Annotated in this window: 20 protein-coding genes, 2 tRNA genes and 1 riboswitch; of the genes, 10 read left to right on the top strand and 12 right to left on the bottom strand. The window is 62.1% G+C overall.

Annotation, left to right across the window (positions count from 1 at the left end; genetic code table 11):
- Positions 1–225: 225 nt before the first annotated feature.
- The 3 genes from pqqU (at position 226) to WA302_RS11830 (ending at position 5,473) form a co-directional block, all read left to right on the top strand.
- Positions 226–2,364, top strand: coding sequence for a TonB-dependent receptor PqqU (gene pqqU, locus WA302_RS11840; protein WP_025303385.1), 2,139 nt, complete (start codon positions 226–228; stop codon positions 2,362–2,364).
- A 147-nt stretch (positions 2,365–2,511) separates the two neighbouring features.
- The gene (locus tag WA302_RS11835) at positions 2,512–4,884 is read left to right on the top strand and encodes a glucose/quinate/shikimate family membrane-bound PQQ-dependent dehydrogenase (RefSeq protein ID WP_025303386.1); all 2,373 of its coding nucleotides are present in this window, start codon (positions 2,512–2,514) and stop codon (positions 4,882–4,884) included.
- Positions 4,885–5,293: 409 nt separating this feature from the next.
- Entirely contained in the window at positions 5,294–5,473 is a 180-nt protein-coding gene (locus WA302_RS11830) for a hypothetical protein (RefSeq protein ID WP_019453466.1), read from the top strand.
- 30 nt (positions 5,474–5,503) lie between these two features.
- Here WA302_RS11830 and WA302_RS11825 read toward each other — a convergent pair whose 3' ends face one another.
- From WA302_RS11825 to WA302_RS11815, 3 genes are all read right to left on the bottom strand, one after another.
- Positions 5,504–6,937 carry an EmmdR/YeeO family multidrug/toxin efflux MATE transporter gene (locus WA302_RS11825; RefSeq protein ID WP_025303388.1) on the bottom strand — a complete coding sequence of 478 codons (1,434 nt, stop codon included), beginning with the start codon at positions 6,935–6,937 and terminating at the stop codon, positions 5,504–5,506.
- A gap of 113 nt (positions 6,938–7,050) precedes the next feature.
- A complete protein-coding gene (gene gspS, locus WA302_RS11820; protein ID WP_025303389.1) occupies positions 7,051–7,449 on the bottom strand; it encodes a type II secretion system pilot lipoprotein GspS in 399 nt (132 codons plus the stop codon).
- A gap of 76 nt (positions 7,450–7,525) precedes the next feature.
- Positions 7,526–7,726: a hypothetical protein gene (locus WA302_RS11815; protein WP_016927170.1), complete on the bottom strand. Its 201-nt coding sequence runs from the start codon at positions 7,724–7,726 to the stop codon at positions 7,526–7,528.
- A gap of 217 nt (positions 7,727–7,943) precedes the next feature.
- On the opposite strand from WA302_RS11815, the gene WA302_RS11810 reads away from it, so the two are divergent.
- Positions 7,944–8,378 carry a DoxX family protein gene (locus tag WA302_RS11810; protein ID WP_049203985.1) on the top strand — a complete coding sequence of 145 codons (435 nt, stop codon included), beginning with the start codon at positions 7,944–7,946 and terminating at the stop codon, positions 8,376–8,378.
- 57 nt (positions 8,379–8,435) lie between these two features.
- Here WA302_RS11810 and WA302_RS11805 read toward each other — a convergent pair whose 3' ends face one another.
- The 4 genes from WA302_RS11805 to WA302_RS11790 all read right to left on the bottom strand — a co-directional run bounded on the left by WA302_RS11805 (position 8,436) and on the right by WA302_RS11790 (position 11,731).
- A complete protein-coding gene (locus WA302_RS11805; RefSeq protein ID WP_261456522.1) occupies positions 8,436–9,068 on the bottom strand; it encodes a helix-turn-helix domain-containing protein in 633 nt (210 codons plus the stop codon).
- Between the two features lie 155 nt (positions 9,069–9,223).
- The gene (locus WA302_RS11800) at positions 9,224–9,694 is read right to left on the bottom strand and encodes a MarR family winged helix-turn-helix transcriptional regulator (protein WP_025303393.1); all 471 of its coding nucleotides are present in this window, start codon (positions 9,692–9,694) and stop codon (positions 9,224–9,226) included.
- Positions 9,684–11,171, bottom strand: coding sequence for a UbiD family decarboxylase (locus tag WA302_RS11795; protein WP_315903101.1), 1,488 nt, complete (start codon positions 11,169–11,171; stop codon positions 9,684–9,686). Before WA302_RS11795 ends, WA302_RS11800 begins: the two co-directional genes overlap by 11 nt.
- A gap of 470 nt (positions 11,172–11,641) precedes the next feature.
- Positions 11,642–11,731: transfer RNA gene (locus WA302_RS11790), tRNA-Ser, on the bottom strand.
- Between the two features lie 92 nt (positions 11,732–11,823).
- On the opposite strand from WA302_RS11790, the gene mtfA reads away from it, so the two are divergent.
- The gene (gene mtfA / locus WA302_RS11785; protein WP_025303395.1) at positions 11,824–12,624 is read left to right on the top strand and encodes a DgsA anti-repressor MtfA; all 801 of its coding nucleotides are present in this window, start codon (positions 11,824–11,826) and stop codon (positions 12,622–12,624) included.
- A 99-nt stretch (positions 12,625–12,723) separates the two neighbouring features.
- Positions 12,724–12,799, top strand: a tRNA-Asn gene (locus WA302_RS11780).
- Positions 12,800–12,853: 54 nt separating this feature from the next.
- On the opposite strand, the gene gap is transcribed toward WA302_RS11780, so the two are convergent.
- From gap to WA302_RS11760, 4 genes are all read right to left on the bottom strand, one after another.
- A complete protein-coding gene (gene gap, locus WA302_RS11775; protein ID WP_025303396.1) occupies positions 12,854–13,864 on the bottom strand; it encodes a type I glyceraldehyde-3-phosphate dehydrogenase in 1,011 nt (336 codons plus the stop codon).
- A gap of 77 nt (positions 13,865–13,941) precedes the next feature.
- The gene (locus tag WA302_RS11770; protein ID WP_261456475.1) at positions 13,942–14,916 is read right to left on the bottom strand and encodes a GlxA family transcriptional regulator; all 975 of its coding nucleotides are present in this window, start codon (positions 14,914–14,916) and stop codon (positions 13,942–13,944) included.
- A gap of 126 nt (positions 14,917–15,042) precedes the next feature.
- On the bottom strand, positions 15,043–15,777 hold the full coding sequence (locus tag WA302_RS11765; RefSeq protein WP_261456476.1) for an SDR family NAD(P)-dependent oxidoreductase: 735 nt from the start codon (positions 15,775–15,777) through the stop codon (positions 15,043–15,045).
- A gap of 13 nt (positions 15,778–15,790) precedes the next feature.
- Positions 15,791–16,813, bottom strand: a complete 1,023-nt coding sequence (locus tag WA302_RS11760) for an LLM class flavin-dependent oxidoreductase (protein ID WP_261456477.1) — start codon at positions 16,811–16,813, stop codon at positions 15,791–15,793.
- A gap of 149 nt (positions 16,814–16,962) precedes the next feature.
- Positions 16,963–17,065: riboswitch (TPP riboswitch) on the top strand.
- Positions 17,066–17,127: 62 nt separating this feature from the next.
- Between WA302_RS11760 and WA302_RS11755 the strand changes: the two genes are divergently transcribed.
- The 4 genes from WA302_RS11755 to WA302_RS11740 are packed head-to-tail and all read left to right on the top strand — an operon-like array spanning position 17,128 to position 20,283.
- Entirely contained in the window at positions 17,128–17,811 is a 684-nt protein-coding gene (locus tag WA302_RS11755) for a TenA family protein (protein WP_261456478.1), read from the top strand.
- The gene (locus WA302_RS11750; protein ID WP_025303401.1) at positions 17,808–18,548 is read left to right on the top strand and encodes an ABC transporter ATP-binding protein; all 741 of its coding nucleotides are present in this window, start codon (positions 17,808–17,810) and stop codon (positions 18,546–18,548) included. The genes WA302_RS11755 and WA302_RS11750 overlap by 4 nt, the downstream gene beginning before the upstream one ends.
- Complete coding sequence (locus tag WA302_RS11745) at positions 18,545–19,312, top strand: ABC transporter permease (RefSeq protein ID WP_049209462.1); 768 nt, start codon at positions 18,545–18,547, stop codon at positions 19,310–19,312. The genes WA302_RS11750 and WA302_RS11745 overlap by 4 nt, the downstream gene beginning before the upstream one ends.
- Before the next feature lie 35 nt (positions 19,313–19,347).
- Positions 19,348–20,283: an ABC transporter substrate-binding protein gene (locus tag WA302_RS11740; protein WP_261456479.1), complete on the top strand. Its 936-nt coding sequence runs from the start codon at positions 19,348–19,350 to the stop codon at positions 20,281–20,283.
- On the opposite strand, the gene WA302_RS11735 is transcribed toward WA302_RS11740, so the two are convergent.
- A complete protein-coding gene (locus tag WA302_RS11735; protein WP_049209464.1) occupies positions 20,284–21,024 on the bottom strand; it encodes a transporter substrate-binding domain-containing protein in 741 nt (246 codons plus the stop codon).
- Positions 21,025–21,185: the final 161 nt, after the last annotated feature.

The following is a 21,185-nucleotide window of genomic DNA, read 5'->3' as shown; positions in this document are numbered from 1 at the left end:
CCATGACTATGGGGCGAAATACGCTTGGGCTTATGAGCCAGGCTCATGAATCCGTTAACCGTCGCTGGGAGCAGAGTTTTTGCGGGAACGTTCCTGCCCGAGATACTCTATACTGATGTCAGGATGCCTTACCCTTTTCGTTTAGCGTCATGTAGATGGAGCGACAGATGGCTAACTCTGAATCGACCTGCGATTCCCTTTCAATACCAGTGGCAGATTTATCCCATGACCAATAAGAAAAGCGCCGTGCTGACCCCGGCTGCAATGCTATTGCTACATCCCATGTTTGCCAGCCAGGCGCTGGCGGCAGAAAATAATGAAGAGAAAAGCGACACCCTGGTGGTGATGGCGCAACCCACCGGATTGACCGAGCTGGGATCGCCGGTGTCCGTCAGCGTGATCGACGGCCAGGACCTGCGCAACGCCGCCCCGCAGATTAACCTGTCGGAAAACCTCGGCAGCGTGCCGGGCCTGCAGCTTCAAAACCGGCAAAACTATGCGCAGGATCTGCAGCTGTCGATACGCGGGTTCGGCAGCCGTTCGATGTTCGGCGTGCGCGGCGTGCGCATGTACGTCGACGGCATTCCCGCCACCATGCCCGACGGCCAGGGACAAACCTCCAATATCGACATCAATTCCGTCGAACGCATCGAGGTGCTGCGCGGCCCCTATTCCGCGCTGTACGGCAACGCTTCGGGCGGGGTGATCAACGTTGACACCCAGACCGGCACCCAGCCGCCAACGCTGGAGGCCGGCGGCTATTTCGGCAGCGACAATACCTGGCGCTATGGGGTGAAAGCGACCGGCGCCACCGGCGACGGTACCCAGGCCGGCGACGTCAACTACGCCATCTCGGGCACACGCTTCACCACTCAGGGCTACCGCGATCACAGCGCCGCGCGGAAAAACCTCGGCAACGGCAAGCTCGGTGTGCGGCTGGACGACGTCAGCACCCTGACGCTGATGTTCAACAGCGTCTCAATCGATGCCGGCGATCCGGGCGGCCTGACCGAGGCAGAGTGGAAGGAAAACCCGCGCCAGGCGCCGCGCGCGGATCAATTTAACACCCGCAAGTCGCTCGATCAGACCCAGGCCGGCCTGCGCTATCAGCGCCAGATGAGCGAGCGCGACGAACTGACGCTGACTGCCTACCACGGCGAGCGCCACACCACGCAGTACCAGTCCATCCCGATGGGGCCGCAGCTCAATCCCACCCACGCCGGCGGGGTGATCGTGCTGGAAAGAAAATATCAGGGCATTGACACTCGCTGGAAGCATGAGGATACTCTCGCATCGTTACCGGTAACACTGATCGGCGGTCTGGATTATGAAACCATGACCGAACGCCGCCAGGGGTTCGAAAACTTTATTCTGCGAGACGGCACTGTGGACTACGGCGAGAAAGGCGACCAGCGGCGCAACGAGAAGAACCGTATCTGGAACCTGGATCCTTACCTGCAAACCTCCTGGCAACTGACGCCGCGCTGGACGCTGGACGCCGGCCTGCGCTACAGCACCGTCAGCTTCGACTCGACCGACTATTACATCACGCCGCGCAACGGCGACGACAGCGGCAGCAAACGCTACCACCAGTGGCTGCCGATGGGCTCGCTCAACTACAAGATCAATCCGGCGTGGAACGTCTATCTCTCCGCCGGCCGCGGCTTTGAAACCCCGACCATCAACGAACTCTCCTACCGCCCCGACGGCCAGACGGGCCTCAATATCGGCCTGCAGCCGTCCACCAGCGATACCGTCGAACTGGGCAGCAAGCTGCGCCTCGGCAACGGCCTGGTGAGCGCTGCGCTGTTCCAGACCGATACCGACAACGAGCTGGTGGTGGCGGAAAGCAGCGGCGGACGCACCAGCTACGCCAACGCCGGCAAAACCCGGCGGCGCGGCCTGGAGCTGGCGCTGGATCAAGAGTTCGCGCTGGACTGGCGCCTGCATATGGCCTGGACGCTGCTGGACGCCACCTACCGCAGCGAAATGTGCGGTAAATCCGGCTGTACCCCCGCCGGCAATCACCTGCCAGGCATCGCCCGCAACATGGGCTACGCCTCGCTGGCCTTTGCACCGCCGGAAGGCTGGCACGCCGGCGCGGAACTGCGCTACATGAGCGACATTCAGGCCAACGACGCCAACAGCGCGCAGGCCCCCTCTTACACCGTGGCCGGCGTAAACGCCGGTTATCGCTTTACCTGGAACCGCTGGGCGCTGGACGTGTTCAGCCGGGTGGACAATATTTTCGACCGCCGTTACGTCGGTTCGGTGATCGTCAACGAAGGCAATGGCCGCTATTTCGAGCCGGCGCCGGGTCGCAACTGGGGTGGCGGCGCCACCTTGTCTTACCGCTTTGAATAAGGCAAAGCACCTTAAGGTTAAAAGACGGGATGGGTTTTACGTCACCCTAGCGGCTTCCCGCTGAAATAATAGGGAGAAACCGCGTGTTTTTTCCGATTTGGCTTAATCTCTAAATCGGGGACTTTCATTTTTGGTAAGGGTATTGCTATGCAAAATAAAGCGTCACTATCGCCGCTTATCGTCATAACGGCGCTGTTTGCCGCGCTGAGCGGGCTTTATCTGCTCGGCGGCGGCATCTGGCTGGCCAAGTTGGGCGGTTCGCTGTATTACATCATCGCCGGGCTGGTGCTGCTGGCGACCTCCTGGCTGCTGTTCCGCCGCCGCGCCACCGCGCTGCTGCTGTACGCGGTGTTCCTGCTGGGCACCACTATTTGGGCCCTGTGGGAAGTCGGCCCGGACTTCTGGGCGCTGACGCCGCGCCTGGACGTCACCTTCTTCTTCGGCCTGTGGCTGGTGCTGCCGTTTATCTACCGTAAGCTGGTCGCCAACGGCAAATTCGCCTACGGTGCGCTGAGCGCGGCGCTGGCGATCACCGTCATCGCACTGGCCTATGCCGTATTCAACGATCCGCAAGAGATCAACGGCACCCTTGACGCCGCGCAAGTCCAGCCGAAAGACGCCACTGGCGCCGACTGGCCGGCCTATGGCCGCACCCAGGAAGGCACCCGTTACTCGCCGCTGAGCCAGATCAACGACAAAAACGTTGGCCAGCTGCAAGAAGCCTGGCGTTTCCAGACCGGCGATCTGAAGACCGCCAACGATCCGGGTGAGATCACCAACGAAGTCACGCCGATCAAGATCCGCGATACCCTTTACATGTGTACGCCGCACCAGAAGCTGTTCGCGCTGGATGCCGCCACCGGTAAAGAAAAGTGGAAATTTGATCCGCAGCTGAAGTACAACCCGACCTTCCAGCACATCACCTGCCGCGGCGTGTCTTACCACGAAACCGCTGCAGCCGCGGGCGCCGCCGGCGATGCCGCACCGGCGATGTGCGCACGCCGCATCATTCTGCCGGTCAACGACGGCCGCCTGTTCGCGCTGGACGCCGAAACCGGCAAACCGTGCCCGGACTTCGCCAACAACGGCGAGCTGAACCTGCAGAGCAACATGCCGTATGCGACGCCGGGCCACTACGAGCCGACCTCGCCGCCGGTGATCACCGATAACGTGATCGTCGTTGCCGGTGCCGTGACCGACAACTACTCCAACCGTGAGCCTTCCGGCGTGATCCGCGGCTTCGACATCAACAGCGGCAAGCTGCTGTGGGCCTTCGATCCGGGCGCGAAAGATCCGAACGCCATCCCGGCGGACGAGCACCATTTCGTGCCGAACTCGCCGAACTCTTGGGCGCCGGCCGCCTATGACGCCAAGCTGGATATCGTCTATCTGCCGATGGGCGTCGCCACGCCGGACATCTGGGGCGGCAACCGCACCCCGGAAATGGAGCGCTACGCCAGCGGCCTGCTGGCGCTGAACGCCTCCACCGGCAAACTGGCCTGGTTCTATCAGACGGTCCACCACGACCTGTGGGATATGGACGTGCCGGCGCAGCCGACCCTGGCGGACATTACCGACAAGAGCGGTAAAAAAGTGCCGGTCATCTATGTGCCGACCAAAACCGGCAACATCTTCGTGCTGAACCGCACCAACGGCGAGCTGGTGGTGCCGGCGCCGGAGAAACCGGTACCGCAGGGCCCAGCCAAAGGCGACCGCCTGTCACCGACCCAGCCGTTCTCCGAGCTGACCTTCCGTCCTGAGAAGAAGCTGACCGGTGCGGACATGTGGGGCGCGACCATCTATGACCAACTGGTCTGCCGCGTGATGTTCCACAGCCTGCGTTATGAAGGCACCTTCACCCCGCCTTCCGAGCAGGGCACGCTGGTGTTCCCGGGTAACCTGGGCATGTTCGAATGGGGCGGCCTGGCCGTCGATACCGATCGCGAAATCGCCATCGCCAACCCGATCGCGCTGCCGTTCGTCTCCAAACTGATCCCGCGCGGCCCAGGCAACCCGATTGAGCCGCCGGAAGGCGACAAAGGCGGCAGCGGCACCGAGTCCGGCGTACAGCCGCAATATGGCGTGCCGTTCGGCGTTACCCTCAACCCGTTCCTGTCACCGTTCGGCCTGCCGTGCAAACAGCCGGCCTGGGGTTACATTTCCGCCGTGGATCTGAAAACCAACGACATCGTGTGGAAAAAACGCATCGGCACCGTGCGCGACAGCTCACCGCTGCCACTGCCGTTCAAAATGGGCATGCCGATGCTGGGCGGCCCGGTAACCACCGCCGGTAACGTGTTCTTCATCGGCGCCACCGCTGACAACTACCTGCGCGCTTTCAGCGTGACCAACGGTGAAAAACTGTGGGAAGCACGCTTGCCGGCCGGCGGCCAGGCGACGCCGATGACCTATGAGGTCAATGGCAAGCAGTACGTGCTGATCTACGCCGGTGGCCACGGTTCCTTCGGCACCAAGCTGGGCGACTATGTGATCGCTTACGCCCTGCCCGATCAGAAGTAACCACCGCCGTTAGTACCTCGCAAAGCACGCCGCAAGGCGTGCTTTTTCTTTTCCCTCCCCGCTGACACCCCTCTCGCAATACCCTTAATTTTTTCACTTTCATTATTGATAATGGTTATCATTCGCAATATTATGAATACATGGCCCCGGCAGCGGCCTGCAATCCTACTCCAGCTTAATGGTAATACTACGATCAGCCGCCTGCGGGCGGCCTTATTCGGAGGCGCATGGTCGACCATACTCGGAAGCATAGAAAGAAAATTCTGCAAGCGGCGGTGAACACGCGGCGCGCCGGCCTGCCGTTCGCAGCGGATCCCCCTGTCGCCCCGCCCTTTATTGGCTTGGCCCATCAGACGGAGGCGGTGCTGGTGCACCTAGTCGGCCATGATGACGTACAGGAGAAGCATAAATGAACCTGCAACCCTTTACCGCCATGCTGATGTTCGCCTACGTGCTGCTGATGGTGCCGCTGCTCTACGTCATCGACAGCCGACTGAGCGCCAGCAGACTGGTGCGCAAAGCCACGCAAAACGTCATCATTATCGCGTTGACGCTGTTGTTCTTCAGCGCGATGACGCTTTTATACTGAGGCCATCTCGCCGGTGCCCCGCGGCCGACGTTACTCGGCCTCCCGGCGTTTGGCCCGCGGATATTTCCACAGCCAGCGCCCGCTGATCATGCGCCAGTAGAACAAGGCGCCGCGCACCGCCCAATCGAAGAACATCCCCAACCAGACGCCCACCACGCCCATGCCCAGTTCGATACCCAGCACATAGCCAGCCACCACGCGGCAGCCCCACATGCCGAGCATCGTCACCCACATGGCAAAGCGGGCGTCGCGCGCGCCTTTCAGCCCGGCAGGCAACACCCATGAAGCGGCCCAGATCGGCATAAAGGCGGCGTTGAGCCAAATCAGGGTTTTCACCACCGTTTTCACATCATCCTGCGAGGTATAAAACGCGGCGAATACCCCGGCCAGCGGTGCCGTGCCCCAGGCGATGGCGGTCAGCCCAAGGGTCGATAGCCAGAAAATATGGCGCAGTTGCCGCTCCGCCTGACCGATCTCGCCCTTGCCGAGCCGCCGACCGACGATGATGGTCGAGGCCGATCCCAATGCGTTGCCCGGCAAGTTAATCAACGAAGCGATGGAGAAGGCGATGAAGTTGCCGGCGATAACGTTGGTGCCCATGCCGGCGACGAACATCTGCGTCAACAGCTTGCCGCCGTTGAACAGCACCGATTCGACGCTGGCGGGAATGCCGATCCCCAACACTTCCCACAGGATGCTCATCTTGAGCGGCGTGAAATAACTTTTCAGCGTAATGTGCAGCGCCGGATTAAAGCCGATCGCCAGCACATAGAGGATGGCGATGGCGCCGATATAGCGGGAAATCGTCAGCCCCAGCCCGGCGCCGACAAAGCCCAGCCCGTGCCAGCCGAGCATGCCGTAAATCAGGATGCTGCTGATGATGATATTGAGGATATTCATGCCACCATTGATCAGCAGCGGGATCTTGGTATTACCCGCGCCGCGCAACGCGCCGCTGCCGATCAGCGCAATCGCCGCCGCCGGGTAGCTCCACACCGTGGTCTGCAGGTAAGAGAGCGCCAGCGCTTTCACCTCCGGCGACGCCGCGCCGGCGATCACATCGATGATCGATTCGCCCGCCAGGTGAATGCCCGCCGCCAACAGCACCGCCACGCCGGTCATCAAGACCAGCGACTGACGCGCCGCCGCCCGCGCACGCCGGCGATCGCGCTTGCCGAGGCTGAAGGCCACCACCACGGTGGTGCCGAGATCCACCGCGGCAAAAAAGGCAATGATCACCATGTTGAAGCTGTCCGCCAGCCCCACCCCGGCCATCGCCTCTTTGCCGAGCCAGCTCACCAGAAAGGTGCTCAGCACCCCCATCAGCAAAACGCAGGCATTCTCCAGAAAGATCGGCACCGCCAGCGGCGTGATCTCGCGCCAGAACAGCACGCGGTAGCTTTTCCGTTTGGCGTACCAGGGCGTATTTTCCACGCGCTGACGCAGTGCGGCATACAGATTCAAGGTGGGCTCGATGGATAAAAGTGAAACATCATTTCAAATGATGATCGATAAATCGTTATCCTGCAAAGAATTTTTAGGCGCCCGTAACGAGCGCACGACAGGCTTACCCAACGCTACTCCATGTAGTCTTCCTGATCGGCCTGCGCCGCCGCGATAAAACGCGCGGTACTGCGGCTGAGCGTGGCGCATTTGTCCGTCAGCAGCTGATTGTCCTGCTGCAGAGTCAGGTAACGCGCCTGGGTGAGCGTCGGCAACTGTCGATACCCTACCGCATGCGTATCCCAGCCGCGATGCTGCGCCGCACGCATCGCGGTGCGTTGCAATTTCACGTCGTCCGGCACGTCGCTGCGCCCGCAGTCCACGCGCAGGAAATGCCCGCCGGCCAGCATCAGAGCGATGTGATCCAATTGCGCCTGCAGCGGCGGCGCCGGTCGATGCGCCGTCTGCTGACAACCCGCAAGCAGCAGCAACGCCACCGCGCCGCAAAGAAACGTGCGAAACAGAGTAGACATGGGCGCTCCCGGAAACCTGTGGGTGATGCAATTATCTTAGGTGAGCGGATGCCGGGCGGCAAGGCGGGCAGCGCGCTTAGCGCCGGCCGCTGCTGACCTTGGTGGCGCGAGCGGGGTTGCCGGCGACGAATTCCAGCGTAGGGGAATAATAAAACGGCAGCCAGGCGTTATAGCCGCTCTCCCACTCCCATTTGACCGGGCAGGGCCACAGCATGTCTTCATGCAGGATGTAATAAATCCACCGCCCGGGCGGACGACGGGGTTTGCGCATTTTCATAGCGAGTACGACGGCCTGATGACGTGCGATAAGGTGAACTGCTGCATTTTACCGCGATTTGGGTCGCGGGGACAGCCTGCGTTGCCGTGTGAAGCACCCGCTAAATCTCACCCGGTGATTCGGCGTAAAGTCCGCCGTTTTACTGATCCAGAACATCTTTCGCATTCACCTTATTGATATATTGATTGAAAATCATTCCTATTCAGGAGGAAGGGCCATGGTTAAGTCATTGAATGCATTGTTCACGCGCCTTTTTGATCGTCCGGACGCCGGCAAGCTGGCACTCAGACTGACCTTCGGCGGGCTGATGCTGTTTCACGGCGTGGCGAAAATTCAGCACGGCGTCGGCTGGATTGCCGGTGCGTTGCAGGAACAGGGGCTGCCCGCCTTCATCGCCTACGGCGTGTATGTAGGGGAGATCCTGGCGCCGATACTGATCATTTTGGGGCTGTTCACCCGCCCCGCCGCGCTGGTTTACGCCTTTACGCTGGTGGTGGCATTTTTGATGGTGGGCACCGGCAAGGTGTTCAGCGTCACTGACGTCGGCGCCTGGGGCATTGAAAACGAACTGGTGTTCTTTATGGGCGGGCTCGCCATTCTGCTGCTGGGCAGCGGCAAATACACGATCGCGCGTAATGAAGCCTATCGGTAAGCGGTAGCATTAATAGGGAGGTTCTTGGTTTGAACCTCCTCGGTGCGGAAACGGCGTTTAACTCTCGGCCAGGCGGTACACTGGGACCTTGCGCGTCGTGCCGGTCAGGGTGTCGAAGATCTCCGTTTCCGCCGTCACGATCGCCATGCCAGTTTTTCTTAGCCTGCGCACCTCGGCAGCAATGCGCTGGATGCCGAACCAAAACAAGCCATCCAGCGCCGTCACCGGCAACCCTTGCTCCAGCGCCAGCTTAAGCCGCTCACGCGGCGCCTTGAGCGCTTTGGCAATTTCCCGGTAAGGCAGCGCATCCACGCCCGACGCAGATGTTCGGTGAATACGGGTCGACAGGCCGTATTGGAAAGCCTCCGGCACGCCGCTCAAATCGCTTTTCAGGCTGTAGACACAGCCAAAGCGCTTGCCGTTGAACACCACATTTTTTTGACTGATCGACAACTCATCACGCAGGCCGGCAATCAGCTGCGGTGCCCGCACCAGCAATAAGCGAAATGGCAATTCGAAACTGGTCACGTAGTCCACATTGAGCAGCGCAATGCGCAGACGCTCTTCCGCCCCGGCCTGCGTCTCGCGGCACTCGTTCAACACCTCGCTCCACTGGTGCGCGAGCCGCGGGGCTTCATCCAGCGACGCGAAATGGTATTTCTCGATGTGGTAGTCGATTCTTTCGTTCATGTCCGTTGCCCCCGCGTCAGTCATCATTGCCATCAGCAAATTACCTTACCTGCGGTCAACAGTACAACACCGCATCGTGCAGCAGAATGCGGTCAAGCGGGATAAAACGGCGCCCCCGCCACCGAGCATTTTCTCCGCAACTGGGACCGGAATAGCTAAGGGGTATCGATAAACAACATCATGCGTTGCAACGCGTCATCCAGGGCACTGAGCCCCGCGTCATCCAGGCAGGCCATCAGCTGGGCGTCATAATCCGCCACCCATTGCCTCGCCTGGTCAAAAATGGGGCGAGACGCCGGCATGACGCGCAGATATACCGCGCGCTTATCTTCCGGATCGGGGAAGCGCGCGACCCACCCCCGATTAACCAGTTGGGTGATCGTACGGCCTAGCGCGGTGCGATCGGTCTGCGAATGCGCTATCACCTCGCTCATGGCCACGTCGCCCGGAAAACTGTAGAGAATACGCAACGCGCGCCACTCATGGAGGCTGAGCCCTTGCAATGCGAGTAACGCAGACAGCCGTTTTTCGCGGTGACGCACCACCTCCGTCATCCTGTAAAGCGCACCGTCGGGCAATCCCATTCCCTGTCGGCCGCTATGCCTGTCTTTTTTTTCAGAACCCATACTGTTTCCAATTAGCCTCGACTTTTACCCTGACCTGTTCCGGATACGAGTGCCTGAAAGAGGCGGTACCCGCACGTGTTACGCCGCTGAACTGCTCGGGGAACAGGCAGTTGATGATGGCTTTGCCGCCGCTGCCGCGCGCCTTGTCTTCTTCCGACAGGTACGGCACCATCGGGAACTCGCGTACGTCCGGGAAAATAAAATGATCGCGCGCCGGATGTGAGCGCGTAGCCAACGCCCAAACCACCTGATTGATATCGACAATATCAATGTCATTGCCGACCAGAATCAGTTTGGGGATCAGGTAGCCCGCATGCGAACCGAAGACTACTTCCGCCACCTTACCGGCAAAATCCGCCGCGTTGGTCCTCATGTCGGCCAGTTTTTCAATATCGACGGACACCACCGCCCAACAGGTTGCCGCCTCATAGGAACACCAGACAAAGTCGACGGGCAATGCCGCGCTCTGCAGGGTTTCCAGCAGTTGGGCCGATATCATGGTGCCCCAGATCGTATGATTTTCTTCCGGCGGCGTGCCGGCGACGCAAATCGGCAAAATGGGGTCATCGCGAAACGTCACCGCACGCACATGGAACACCGGCTGTTCATGGCCCTGCTGGTGTTGATAGCCGTGATACTCCCCCATCGGCCCTTCCAGCGCCGTCTCCGTCAGGCTGATTTCACCTTCCAGCACAATTTCCGCATTGGCCGGCACCCAGAGATCGTTGGTTTCCGCTTGGGTGAGCGTGACACTTTTACCGAGCAACGCGCCGACATAGTCAGGCTCACTGACGCCGGCCGGCAACGGCATCCCCGCGACCGCCACCGCGGCAGGCGGCGCCCCGAGCACCATCGCCCACGGCGTAGGTTTCCCTTCCCGACGCCACATTTCACGGATCATGCCGATGTGCTGGGTGGGAATTGCCGGGCCGGTGAGACGATTGCGATCGAGCATCATGAGCCTGCCGATGCCCCAGCTGTGCCACTTCCCGTCCGGGGATTGCACGACATGGAACCCGTAGGTGCCAAAATAGCGCCCGCCATCCCGTTCATGCAGCAGAGGCACAGGGAAGCGTGCCAGATCAACCTCGTCACCTCGCCAAATATTCTCTTTCACCGGGCCGGTCGAACAATAATCGGGGGCAAGCGGTTCCGCCTTCACCGCCCGGCGAATCGCCGCCACGATATCTCGCGGGGAGCTCTCTGGCGACAGCCCAAAATGGAGGGCGAGGCGAGAATAGGCATGTTCCGCAGAAGCGAGCATGCCGGCCGGCGCGCCAAGAATGCGAGCCCCCGGCATCGCGCCCGCCACATGATGAAATAGCGGAGCCGAAAGCCGTTGCTCATAGACCCGGCGGCAGACAGCCGCTATCTCCAGGTCGGCGGAAACTTGCTGATGCACGTCGACCAAATCGTTTCTGCGACGCAACTCCTCAATGAAGTGACGAAAATCCAGTGCGCAATCGAGCAAACTCATGGCAAATCCTCCAGTTTCCGGGCGTTCAGTCCCTTCTATTCCCATCGCGGCGGAGAGGAGACCGTTTTTATGTGCATGTGCACACATATTAGTGCACGAAAAATCGCGTGTAAATACACGCTACCCTGGAGATGTTGGGCATGTTGTCAGTCTGGCAAACTCTTCAAGGGATAGCGGAGTCAGGCCATGCACGCCCCTGCCGGCAGGCATTATCACCGTGGCGGTTTCACACCTTCAGCATGATTGGCCTGCGCCTGGCACTGGGCTTACCACAAGCGCCGCACCGGGTTTAAGCGCAACATGGCTCACAAAATGAAGAACATAATCGCAAAATGCTATTCGTTGATATTGCACGGGTTATAATGCGGAAAAGGATCTCGGCCAACGCAAACCGGTTTCAGATCGAACGGTTTACAAGCATTAGCGAAAGAAAAGGATTTTGATTCGATAGGGAACAACGAGGGGTAAAGTGGCGGAGAGAGGGGGATTTGAACCCCCGGTAGAGTTGCCCCTACTCCAGTTTTCGAGACTGGTCCGTTCAGCCGCTCCGGCATCTCTCCTAACAACGCTTGCTATCATGCCCGCTTTTACGGCATTTTTACAGCATTAGCACACCGCTGAACGTTCAAGTGACGACTTTACGAGCAACCTGATGATTAAATGGCCGTGGAAAGCGACTCAACCCTCTCAACCCCAGGCAGACACTCAGGCCCAGTGGCAGGACGCGCTGGCGATCCCGCTGCTCTCGCCGCTGAATGAGCAGGAGCAGCAGCGGCTGGTGGCCGTTGCCGGGCAGATCTTGCAGCAAAAGCGCATCGTGCCGCTGCAGGGGCTGCAGCTCACCTCGCAAATGCAGGCGCGCATCGCCCTGCTGTTCGCCTTGCCGGTGCTGGAACTCGGCGCGGAGTGCCTCGACGGCTTCAACGAAATTCTGCTCTACCCCACCCCGTTCGTGGTGGAAGACGAATGGCAGGACGAGATCGGCCTGGTGCACTCGGGGCCAGTGGTGCAGTCTGGCCAAAGCTGGGAACAGGGGCCGATCGTGCTCAACTGGCAAGACGTGCAGGACTCTTTCGATCTCTCTGGTTTCAATCTGGTGATCCACGAAGCGGTGCACAAGCTGGATATGCGCAACGGCGGCGTCGCCACCGGCGTACCGCCGATCCCACTGCGCGAGGTGGCCGCCTGGGAGCACGATCTGCACGCCGCGATGGAAAGCCTGCAGGACGAGATCGACATGGTCGGTGAAGAGGCCGCCAGCATGGATGCCTATGCCGCCACCGATGCGGCCGAGTGCTTCGCCGTGCTGTCGGAGTATTTCTTCAGCGCTCCCGAGCTGCTGGCCGAACGCTTCCCGGCGCTGTATCAGCACTTTTGCCGCTTCTACCGCCAGGATCCGCTGGCGCGCCTGTTGCGCGGCCAGGTGGAAAACGACGCGCAATGGGCTGATTGACGGGCTTATTGCTCAGATACCGAGCAGTCGCACCGCCTGGGGCAATTTAGCGTTGACACACCCGGGGCCGCTGGATATCATGCGCCCCGTTCACACGATTCCTCTGTAGTTCAGTCGGTAGAACGGCGGACTGTTAATCCGTATGTCACTGGTTCGAGTCCAGTCAGAGGAGCCATATTTAGAGAAGCCCGCTTAAGGAAACTTAAGCGGGCTTTTTGCTATGGGGCGTTTACAGCCCGCGTTTTTCCATCAGCAGCGCCAGATCGACCAACCGATTGGAGAAGCCCCATTCGTTGTCATACCAGGCGAGCACTTTCACCAGATTGCCGCCGATCACCAGCGTGGACAGCCCGTCGATGATCGACGAACGCGCATCACCCCGGTAGTCGCTCGACACCAGCGGTTCATCGCTGTAGCCCAGGATCCCTTTCAGCGGGCCGGATGCCGCCGCCGCGCGGAAAGCGGCGTTAATCTCTTCCACCGTCGCCGGGCGTTTCAGCGTCACCGTCAGATCGACGATCGAGACGACCGGCACCGGCACCCGCAGCGAGTAACCGGTCAACCTGCCGTCGAGATCCGGGATCACTTTGCCGAGCGCCTTGGCCGCGCCGCTGGAATAAGGCACGATCGATTCCGCCGCCGCCCGCGCGCCGCGCAGATCTTTTTCCGGCTGATCGTGCAGCGCCTGGCTATTGGTATAGGCGTGAGTAGTGTTCATCAGCCCGTATTCGATGCCGAACGCCTGATGCAGCACCTGCGCGGCGGGCGCCAGCCCGTTAGTGGTGCAGCTGCCGTTGCTGACCACTTTATGCAGCGCCGGATCGTAAAGCTGGTCGTTAACCCCCATGACGATGGTGATGTCGTCGTTCTTGGCCGGCGCCGAGATAATCACCCGCTTGGCGCCGCCGTGCGTGATGTGCACTTCCGCCTTGGCCTTGTCGGTAAAGAAGCCCGTCGCTTCGATCACCACGTCAACGCCCACGCTGCTCCAGGGGATCTCGGCGGGATCGCGCTGCGAAAACACCTGAATCGGCCGGCCGTCCAGCAGCAGCTGGTTGTCGCCGGCTTCCACCCTGGCCGCCAGCGTGCCGGAAAGCGTGTCGTATTTCAGCAGGTGCGCCAGCGTTTTGCTGTCCGTCAGATCGTTGATCGCCACCACTTCAAAATCGCTGCGCCCCAGCGCCGCGCGCAGCACGTTGCGTCCGATCCTGCCAAATCCATTAATGCCTACTCTCACCATGATGCACTCCTCGTTTTGGGCTTTGCCTCAACTCTAGCCCTGCCCCGAGGCGGCGTAAATGACGTTTACCGATCAATTTACGCCAAATTGCGCGCATGAAAGCGTTCGCGGTATTCGCTCGGGGTCAGCTGCAGTTTGCGCTCAAACACCCGCCGCAGGTTAAGGCCGTTGCCAAAGCCGGTGGCCAGGGCGATCTGCTCGATGCCTTGCGCACTCTGCTCCAGGCGCTGCCTGGCGGTATGCAACCGCCCTTCTTCGACGAATTTGGCGGGAGAAATGCCCGTCTCGCGGGTGAATACGCGGGTAAAGTTGCGCGGGCTCATCGCCACGCGTTCGGCCAACCGTTCGACGCTGAGATCGTCGGCGAGGTTTTCCAGGATCCAGGACTGCAGGTCGCGGATCGGGCCCGGCGATTTGGCCTGGTTGAGCGGGTAGCGGCTGAACTGCGCCTGCCCGCCGGGGCGGCGCAGAAACATCACCAGATCCTGCGCCACTTCGCGCGCCTGCACGAAGCCGTAATCATCCTCCACCAGCGCCAGCGTCAGATCGAAGCCGGAACTGACGCCGCCGGAGGTCCAAATCGGCCCGTCCTGCACGTAGATCGGGCCGTTTTCAACCTGCACCCGCGGGAAGCGCGCCTGCAGCGTTTCCGCCAGCCGCCAGTGGGTAGTCGCCCGCCGCCCGTCCAGCAATCCGGCTTCGGCCAGCAGCAGAGCCCCGCCGCAAACCGAGGCGATACGGCGCGTCTGCGGCGCCGCGCGTCGCAGCCAATCCGCCACCCGGGCGCCCTCTTCTTCGGTTGCCCCCTTGCCGGCAACAATGACGGTATCGCGCGGCTGGGCCGGATCGAGATCCGCCAGGCGATGGTCAGCCAACAGGCTCAGCCCGGACAGGCCGTGCACCACCCGGTGAGATTGCGTAGTGGCGACCGCGATCTGATACAGCGGCGTCTCGGCGGAACTCAGGCGATTAGCCTGCATCAGGATATCGGCGATGCCCGCCGCTTCGAACAGCATGCCCCCTTCAGGGACGATAATCAGGAATGTATGCATGGCGATAATTACAAGAAAGAACAAAACAGGCCAGACAACCACTGTATAAGAAAAGCGCCGCGGGTTCACCCTGCGGGCATAAAAAAGCCCGCCGATAACCTCGACGGGCCTGGAGGGAATAGCCATTCAAACCTGCGGCAAGCTCACCCCGCCGGCGCGCGCCAATTGCGCCAGCAGCGCCGTTTGAAACGCCTCGTCGTGTACCGCTGCATGGGGTTCGAGGCGCTGCTGATGGTGCCAATAGCCGCCGGACGCCAGGGCCTGCGGTTCATCGCCGCTCACCAGCCACGCCTGCGTCACATGCCCCAGCGCCAGATCGTCGGGCGCGTCCGCGCCGCCCATTTTGGTTGGCACCCAACCGGGATCGACCGCGCTGCTGATCACGTCAGGCCACAGGCGCGCCACGGCGGCGGCCAGCACGGTGACGAACAGTTTGCTGTCCGAATAAGAGCCTGCGGCGCCGCCAAGCCAATCCACGCCGTTCAATTCCGCCACGCCGTCAAAGTGCATGCTGCTGCTCAGGTAGACGATACGATCGGGGCGTTCGATCAGGGCCGTCAGCAGGTAGGGCGCTATGACGTTCACCGGCATCACCTGCGGCCCGGTGAACATACCGGCATTGTGGATCACCGCGTCCGGACGGCCGAGGCGATTGACCTGCTCGGCGAGCTGCCGGATCTGCTGCACATCGGACAGATCGCCGATCGTCGCCTGTGCACCGCGATCCAGCAGATCGCGCACCGCGTCCAGACGGCCGGGCTCACGCGCATGCAGAATCACCTGATGTCCTTCGTCCAACAGCGTTTGCGCGGCGGCGCGGCCCAGCCCGTCCACCGAGCCGGTAATGAAAATGCGTGACATCCAGCTCCTCCGTTTAGCGCCAGCCGAGCGCCGGCGCGACATGGGTTAAAATCGATTCGATAACGTGGGCGTTGTAATCCACGCCCAGTTGGTTAGGCACGGTCAGCAGCAAGGTATCCGCTTCGGCGATGGCCTCGTCCTGCGCCAGCTGTTCGATCAGCGCGTCAGGTTCTGCGGCGTAACTGCGGCCAAAGATCGCCCGGGTTTGCGCATCGATATACCCCAGTTGGTCGCCTTCCTTACCGCTGCCGCCGAAGTAGTTGCGATCCCGCTGATCCACCAGCGCGAAGATGCTACGGCTCACGGAAACCCGCGGCTCATGCGTGTGGCCGGCCTCTTGCCAGGCGGCGCGGTAGGCGCGGATCTGCTTGGCCTGCTGGATGTGGAAGGGTTCGCCGGTCTCGTCGTTCTTGAGCGTCGAGCTTTGCAGGTGCATGCCGAGCTTCGCCGCCCAGACGGCGGTGGCATTGGAGCCGGCGCCCCACCAGATGCGGTCGCGCAGCCCGGCGGAAAACGGTTCCGGCCGCAGCAGCCCGGGCGGATTCGGGAACATCGGCTGCGGATTGGGCTCGGCGAACCCTTCGCCGCGCAGCGCTTCCAGGAACACTTCGGTATGGCGGCGGGCCATGTCCGCATCGGTTTCGCCGTCGGCCGGGGCATAGCCGAAATAGCGCCAGCCGTCGATCACCTGCTCCGGCGAGCCGCGGCTGATGCCGAGCTGCAGCCGCCCGCCGGCGATCAGATCCGCCGCGCCAGCGTCCTCCACCATGTACAGCGGATTTTCATAGCGCATGTCGATCACGCCGGTGCCGATCTCGATGCGTTGGGTTTTGGCGCCGATGGCGGCCAACAGCGGGAACGGCGATCCCAGCTGGCGCGCGAAGTGGTGCACGCGAAAATAGGCGCCGTCCGCCCCCAGATCTTCGGCGGAGACCGCCAGATCGATGGACTGCAGCAGCGCATCCGCCGCGGAACGGGTGCCGGACTGGGCGGAAGGCGACCAGTGGCCAAACGAGAGAAAACCAATCTTTTTCATCGGGCATCATCCTCAGAGGCAAAACATGAGCCTACAGTGACAAAAACCGCGCGCCTTGCGCCAGCAAAATCACCCTCGATCGCACTAAACGAACCGATTGCCGCCGCACCGCCCGGCGATTGTAATCAAAAAACAAATGTCGTATAACAAGCAGCTCCGAGGGGTGTCCTGTTACGGGCTGAGATGGCGCAAGCCGAACCCTTTGAACCTGATCTGGGTCATGCCAGCGAAGGGACGGTTAGGCAACAACGCTCTCACCCGTTGCCTGTTCATACCCCAGCGTGCCCGGATCTCCACTGACTCAAGGAGGTCCCATGTCCATCACTACCCTGTTCGAAAGCGGTCTTTACGGCCGGCTGCGCCACCATGCCGGCAGCCACTGGCAAGATTACGTCGATCATCCATTTCTGCAGCAGCTGGCCGCCGGCACCTTGCCTGAACGCGCTTTTCGCCGCTACCTGACCCAGGACTATCTGTTTCTGCTGCACTTCGCCCGCGCCTACGCGCTGCTGGTCAGCAAGCTGCGCACCCTGCCGGAGATGCGCGCCGCCACCGCCTCGCTCAACGGCATCGTCGCCGAACTGCCGTTGCACGTGGCCTACTGCGCCGAATGGGGGCTGAGCGAAGCGCAGATCGCCGCCCAGCCGGAAGCGGCGGAAACCATGAACTACACCCGCTACGTGCTGGATATCGGCCATGCCGGCGACGCCCTCGATCTGCTGACCGGCCTGCTGCCCTGCGTGGCCGGCTATGCCGAAATCGGCCTGCGGCTGCTGCACGATCCCGCCACTCAGATGGAGGGCAATCCTTACGCCTCCTGGATCCGCAACTACGGCGACGAGGGCTATCTGGCCGGCGTGCGTGCCGCCATCGAACTGCTGGAAACCGTCGGCCACCAGCGCGGCGCACAAGGCCGCCTCACCGAGCTGGCGCAGATTTTCACCACCGCCACCCAGCTGGAATCGGCATTTTGGCAGATGGGGCTGAACGCCTCATGACCTCCCCGCTTCTCCCACCCGGCATCCAGGTGCGGGATCTCAGCCTGCGTTTCGGTCAGCAAATCGTCTTCGACCGGCTGAGCTTCGACATCGCCGGCGGCAGCTTCGTCGCCCTGCTCGGCGCCAGCGGCGCCGGCAAAACCAGCCTGCTGAAGATCATCGCCGGCCTGGCGCAGGCCAGTTCGGGTACGGTGACCGGCAGCGACGGTTTGCCGATCGCCGGGCGCATCGCCTACATGGGGCAAAAAGACCTGCTCTACCCGTGGCTGACCGTCGAAGAGAACGTCGCCCTCGGCTCGCGGCTGCGCGGCGAAGTGGCGGATCGGGCGTGGGTGGCGCATCTGCTCGAACGCGTAGGCCTGGCTGCGCATGGCCGCAGCCTGCCCGCCGCGCTGTCCGGCGGCATGCGCCAGCGCGCCGCCATCGCCCGCACGCTCTACGAACGCCAGCCGATCGTGCTGATGGACGAACCCTTCTCCGCATTGGACGCCATTACCCGCGCCGAGATCCAAAGCCTGGCCGCCGAGCTGCTGGCGCAAAATACCGTACTGCTGATCACCCACGATCCGATGGAGGCCTGCCGCCTGAGCCACCGGCTGCTGGTACTGTCGCCCTGGCCGCTGGGCCTCGACGATACCCACCGTATCAGCGGGCAACCGCCGCGCGCGCCGGATGACGCCGACCTGCTGAAAAGCCAGGCCGAGCTGCTGCAACAGCTGGTGAGGGCCGCGCAATGAAGATTGCCGAAGAGCATGGCCTCACCCGCCTGCGGCGTGGGCTGACGGTGTTTGCCGGCCTGCTGCTGCTGTGGTGGCTGGCGGCGCAAAGCGGCATTCCGGCCTTTCTGCTGCCCACGCCGGGCGCGGTGGCGCAGGCGCTGTGGGACGGGCGCGGCTATCTCGCCTGGCACACGCTGGTCACGGCTTCGGAGATCGTCAGCGGGCTGGTGCTGGGCGTGCTGCTCGGCGCGGCGCTGGCGCTGTGCATGATCTTCTCGCCGCGGCTGCAGCGCTGGCTGATGCCACTGGTGCTCACCAGCCAGGCGATACCGGTGTTCGCCCTGGCGCCACTGCTGGTGCTGTGGTTCGGCTTCGGCATGAGCGCCAAGGTGGCGATGGCGGTGCTGGTGATTTTCTTCCCGGTAGTGTCGGCCTTTTTCGACGGGCTGCGCCGGGTCAACAACGACTATCTCGATCTGGCGCGCACGATGCGCGCTTCGCGTTGGGCGCAGCTGCGGCACGTGCGGCTGATGGCGGCGCTGCCGGCCTTCGGCTCCGGCCTGCGCATGGCCGCCGCCGTCGCGCCGATCGGCGCCATTATCGGCGAATGGGTCGGCTCGGCCGAAGGGCTGGGCTATGTGATGCTGAACGCCAACGCGCGCATGCAGACCGACGTCTGCTTCGCCGCGCTGTTTATTTTGGTGCTGATGACCGTGCTGCTGTGGGCCGCGGTGGATGCGCTGCTGCGGCGCCTGATCGCCTGGGCGCCGGAAAACGACTGATGATTGCAACCATAACCAGGGATAAAGGAACGACCATGATCAAACAAACCGTTTGCGGGCTGCTGCTGGGCGCCGCCATCACCGGCCAGGCCGGTGCGGCCGAAAAGCTGACGCTGGTGCTCGACTGGTACATCAACCCCGATCACGCGCCGATTATGGTGGCCGAGCAGATCGGCGCCTTCAAGGCCGCAGGGCTGGACGTCAAGATCGTGCCGCCGTCCGATCCGGCGCTGCCGCCGCGGCTGGTGGCCGCCAAACAGGCCGACCTCGCCATTACCTATCAGCCGCAGCTGCACTTCTTCGCCGGTCAGGGCCTGCCGCTGATGCGCGTCGGCACCCTGATCAACACGCCGCTGAATACGGTGATCGCGCTGGACAAAAACATCACGTCGCCGGCGGATCTCAAGGGAAAAACGGTGGGTTACTCGGTCAGCGGCATCGAACAGGCGACGCTGGCCACCATGGTCGAACACGAGCACCTCAAGCCGCAGGACATCAAGCTTATCAACGTCAACTTCCAGCTGACCAGCGCCCTGCTGGCGGGCCAGGTCGATGCGGTGATCGGCGGCTACCGCAACATCGAAGCGCTGGAGCTGAAGCTACAGGGTAAAGAACCGGTGGTGTTCAACGTCGAAGACTACGGCGTGCCGGCCTATGACGAGCTGATCATCGTCGCCAACCGCGATGCGGTGAACGAGCCGAAAATCCGCAAATTTCTCGCCGCGCTGAAGCAAGGCAGTGACTACCTGCACGCCCACCCGCAGGACACCTGGCTGGCATTCGCCAAGGCGCACCCAGAGCTGAATACCGAGCTGAACAAACAGGCGTGGCAAGCCAGCCTGCCGCTGTTCGCCCGCGATCCGGCCAAGTTGGATCGCGCGCGCTACCAGGCTTACGAACAGTTCCTGTTCGACAACAAGCTGATCAAGAAAATCACCCCGGTGGAACAGTACGCGGTGGAGCTCGACTGATCACGCCGAGGCGGCCGGCGGCGCCACCGTCACCTCGCCCTGGCCGCTGCGCTGCAAGGCCGCCTTCACCAACCCGTTGGCCTTGCAGCGTTCGATAAACGCGTTCACGTAGGCGGCGCCCTGCGTTTTTTGCCGCGGCACCGCCATCGCCTGGTGGATGGCGGTGAAATGCCCGTCCAGCACCCGGTAGCCGGGATGGGCGGCCGCGGCGGCCAGCAGCGGTTGACGCACGCCGGCCGCCGCCTCCAGCCCCCGGTCGAAAAACAGCGCGATCGCCTCGGCGGACGTTGCCGCCCGCACCAGCTGCGCCTGCTGCAGCGTGCGCGATAAAAACAGATCGTACGCCGCCCCCTGGCCGACCGCGATGCGCACCTCCGGCCTGTCGAGCTGCGCCACCTCAAAGTAAGGCGCGTCGTTCGCCACCAGGTAAGTCCCCTCGATGATCACGTAGGGTTCGCTGAAGGCGATTTGCGCCGCACGCACCGGCTCGATAGCCATAAACGCCAGGTTCCAGGCGCCGCTGTCCAGGTCGGCAAACACCTTGCCCGCCGCGTCATAGGTGACCAGTTCGAGCGCCACGCCCAGCTCCTGGGCCAGCGCGGCGGCCAGCTCCACCGAAGCGCCTTGCGGTTTACCGCCGGCCCCGGCCTGCGCCAGCACCGGATTGCCGTAGTTGATCGCCGCGCGCAACACGCCTTGCGGGGCCAGATCGTCGAGTACCGCGGCGGGAATCGTCTGCATACTTCCTCCTGTGAAGGGCTGATGGGCGCACCGTCGTGGCGCTCATTAAGCGTAGAGCGAAACCTCCGACCAGCAAGCTTTCGCCGCCGAGGCCGCCGTCGGCGTGATTAACGTCACACTATTGTCATAAAAATGTACAATAGCCGCCGTTCGTCGGCCGT

It is taken from the genome of Serratia sp. 201 (assembly GCF_037027545.1).
Classification (GTDB): domain Bacteria; phylum Pseudomonadota; class Gammaproteobacteria; order Enterobacterales; family Enterobacteriaceae; genus Serratia; species Serratia bockelmannii.
The sequence above is the reverse complement of the archived record's forward strand: the minus strand, read 5'-3'. Positions and strand labels throughout refer to the sequence as shown.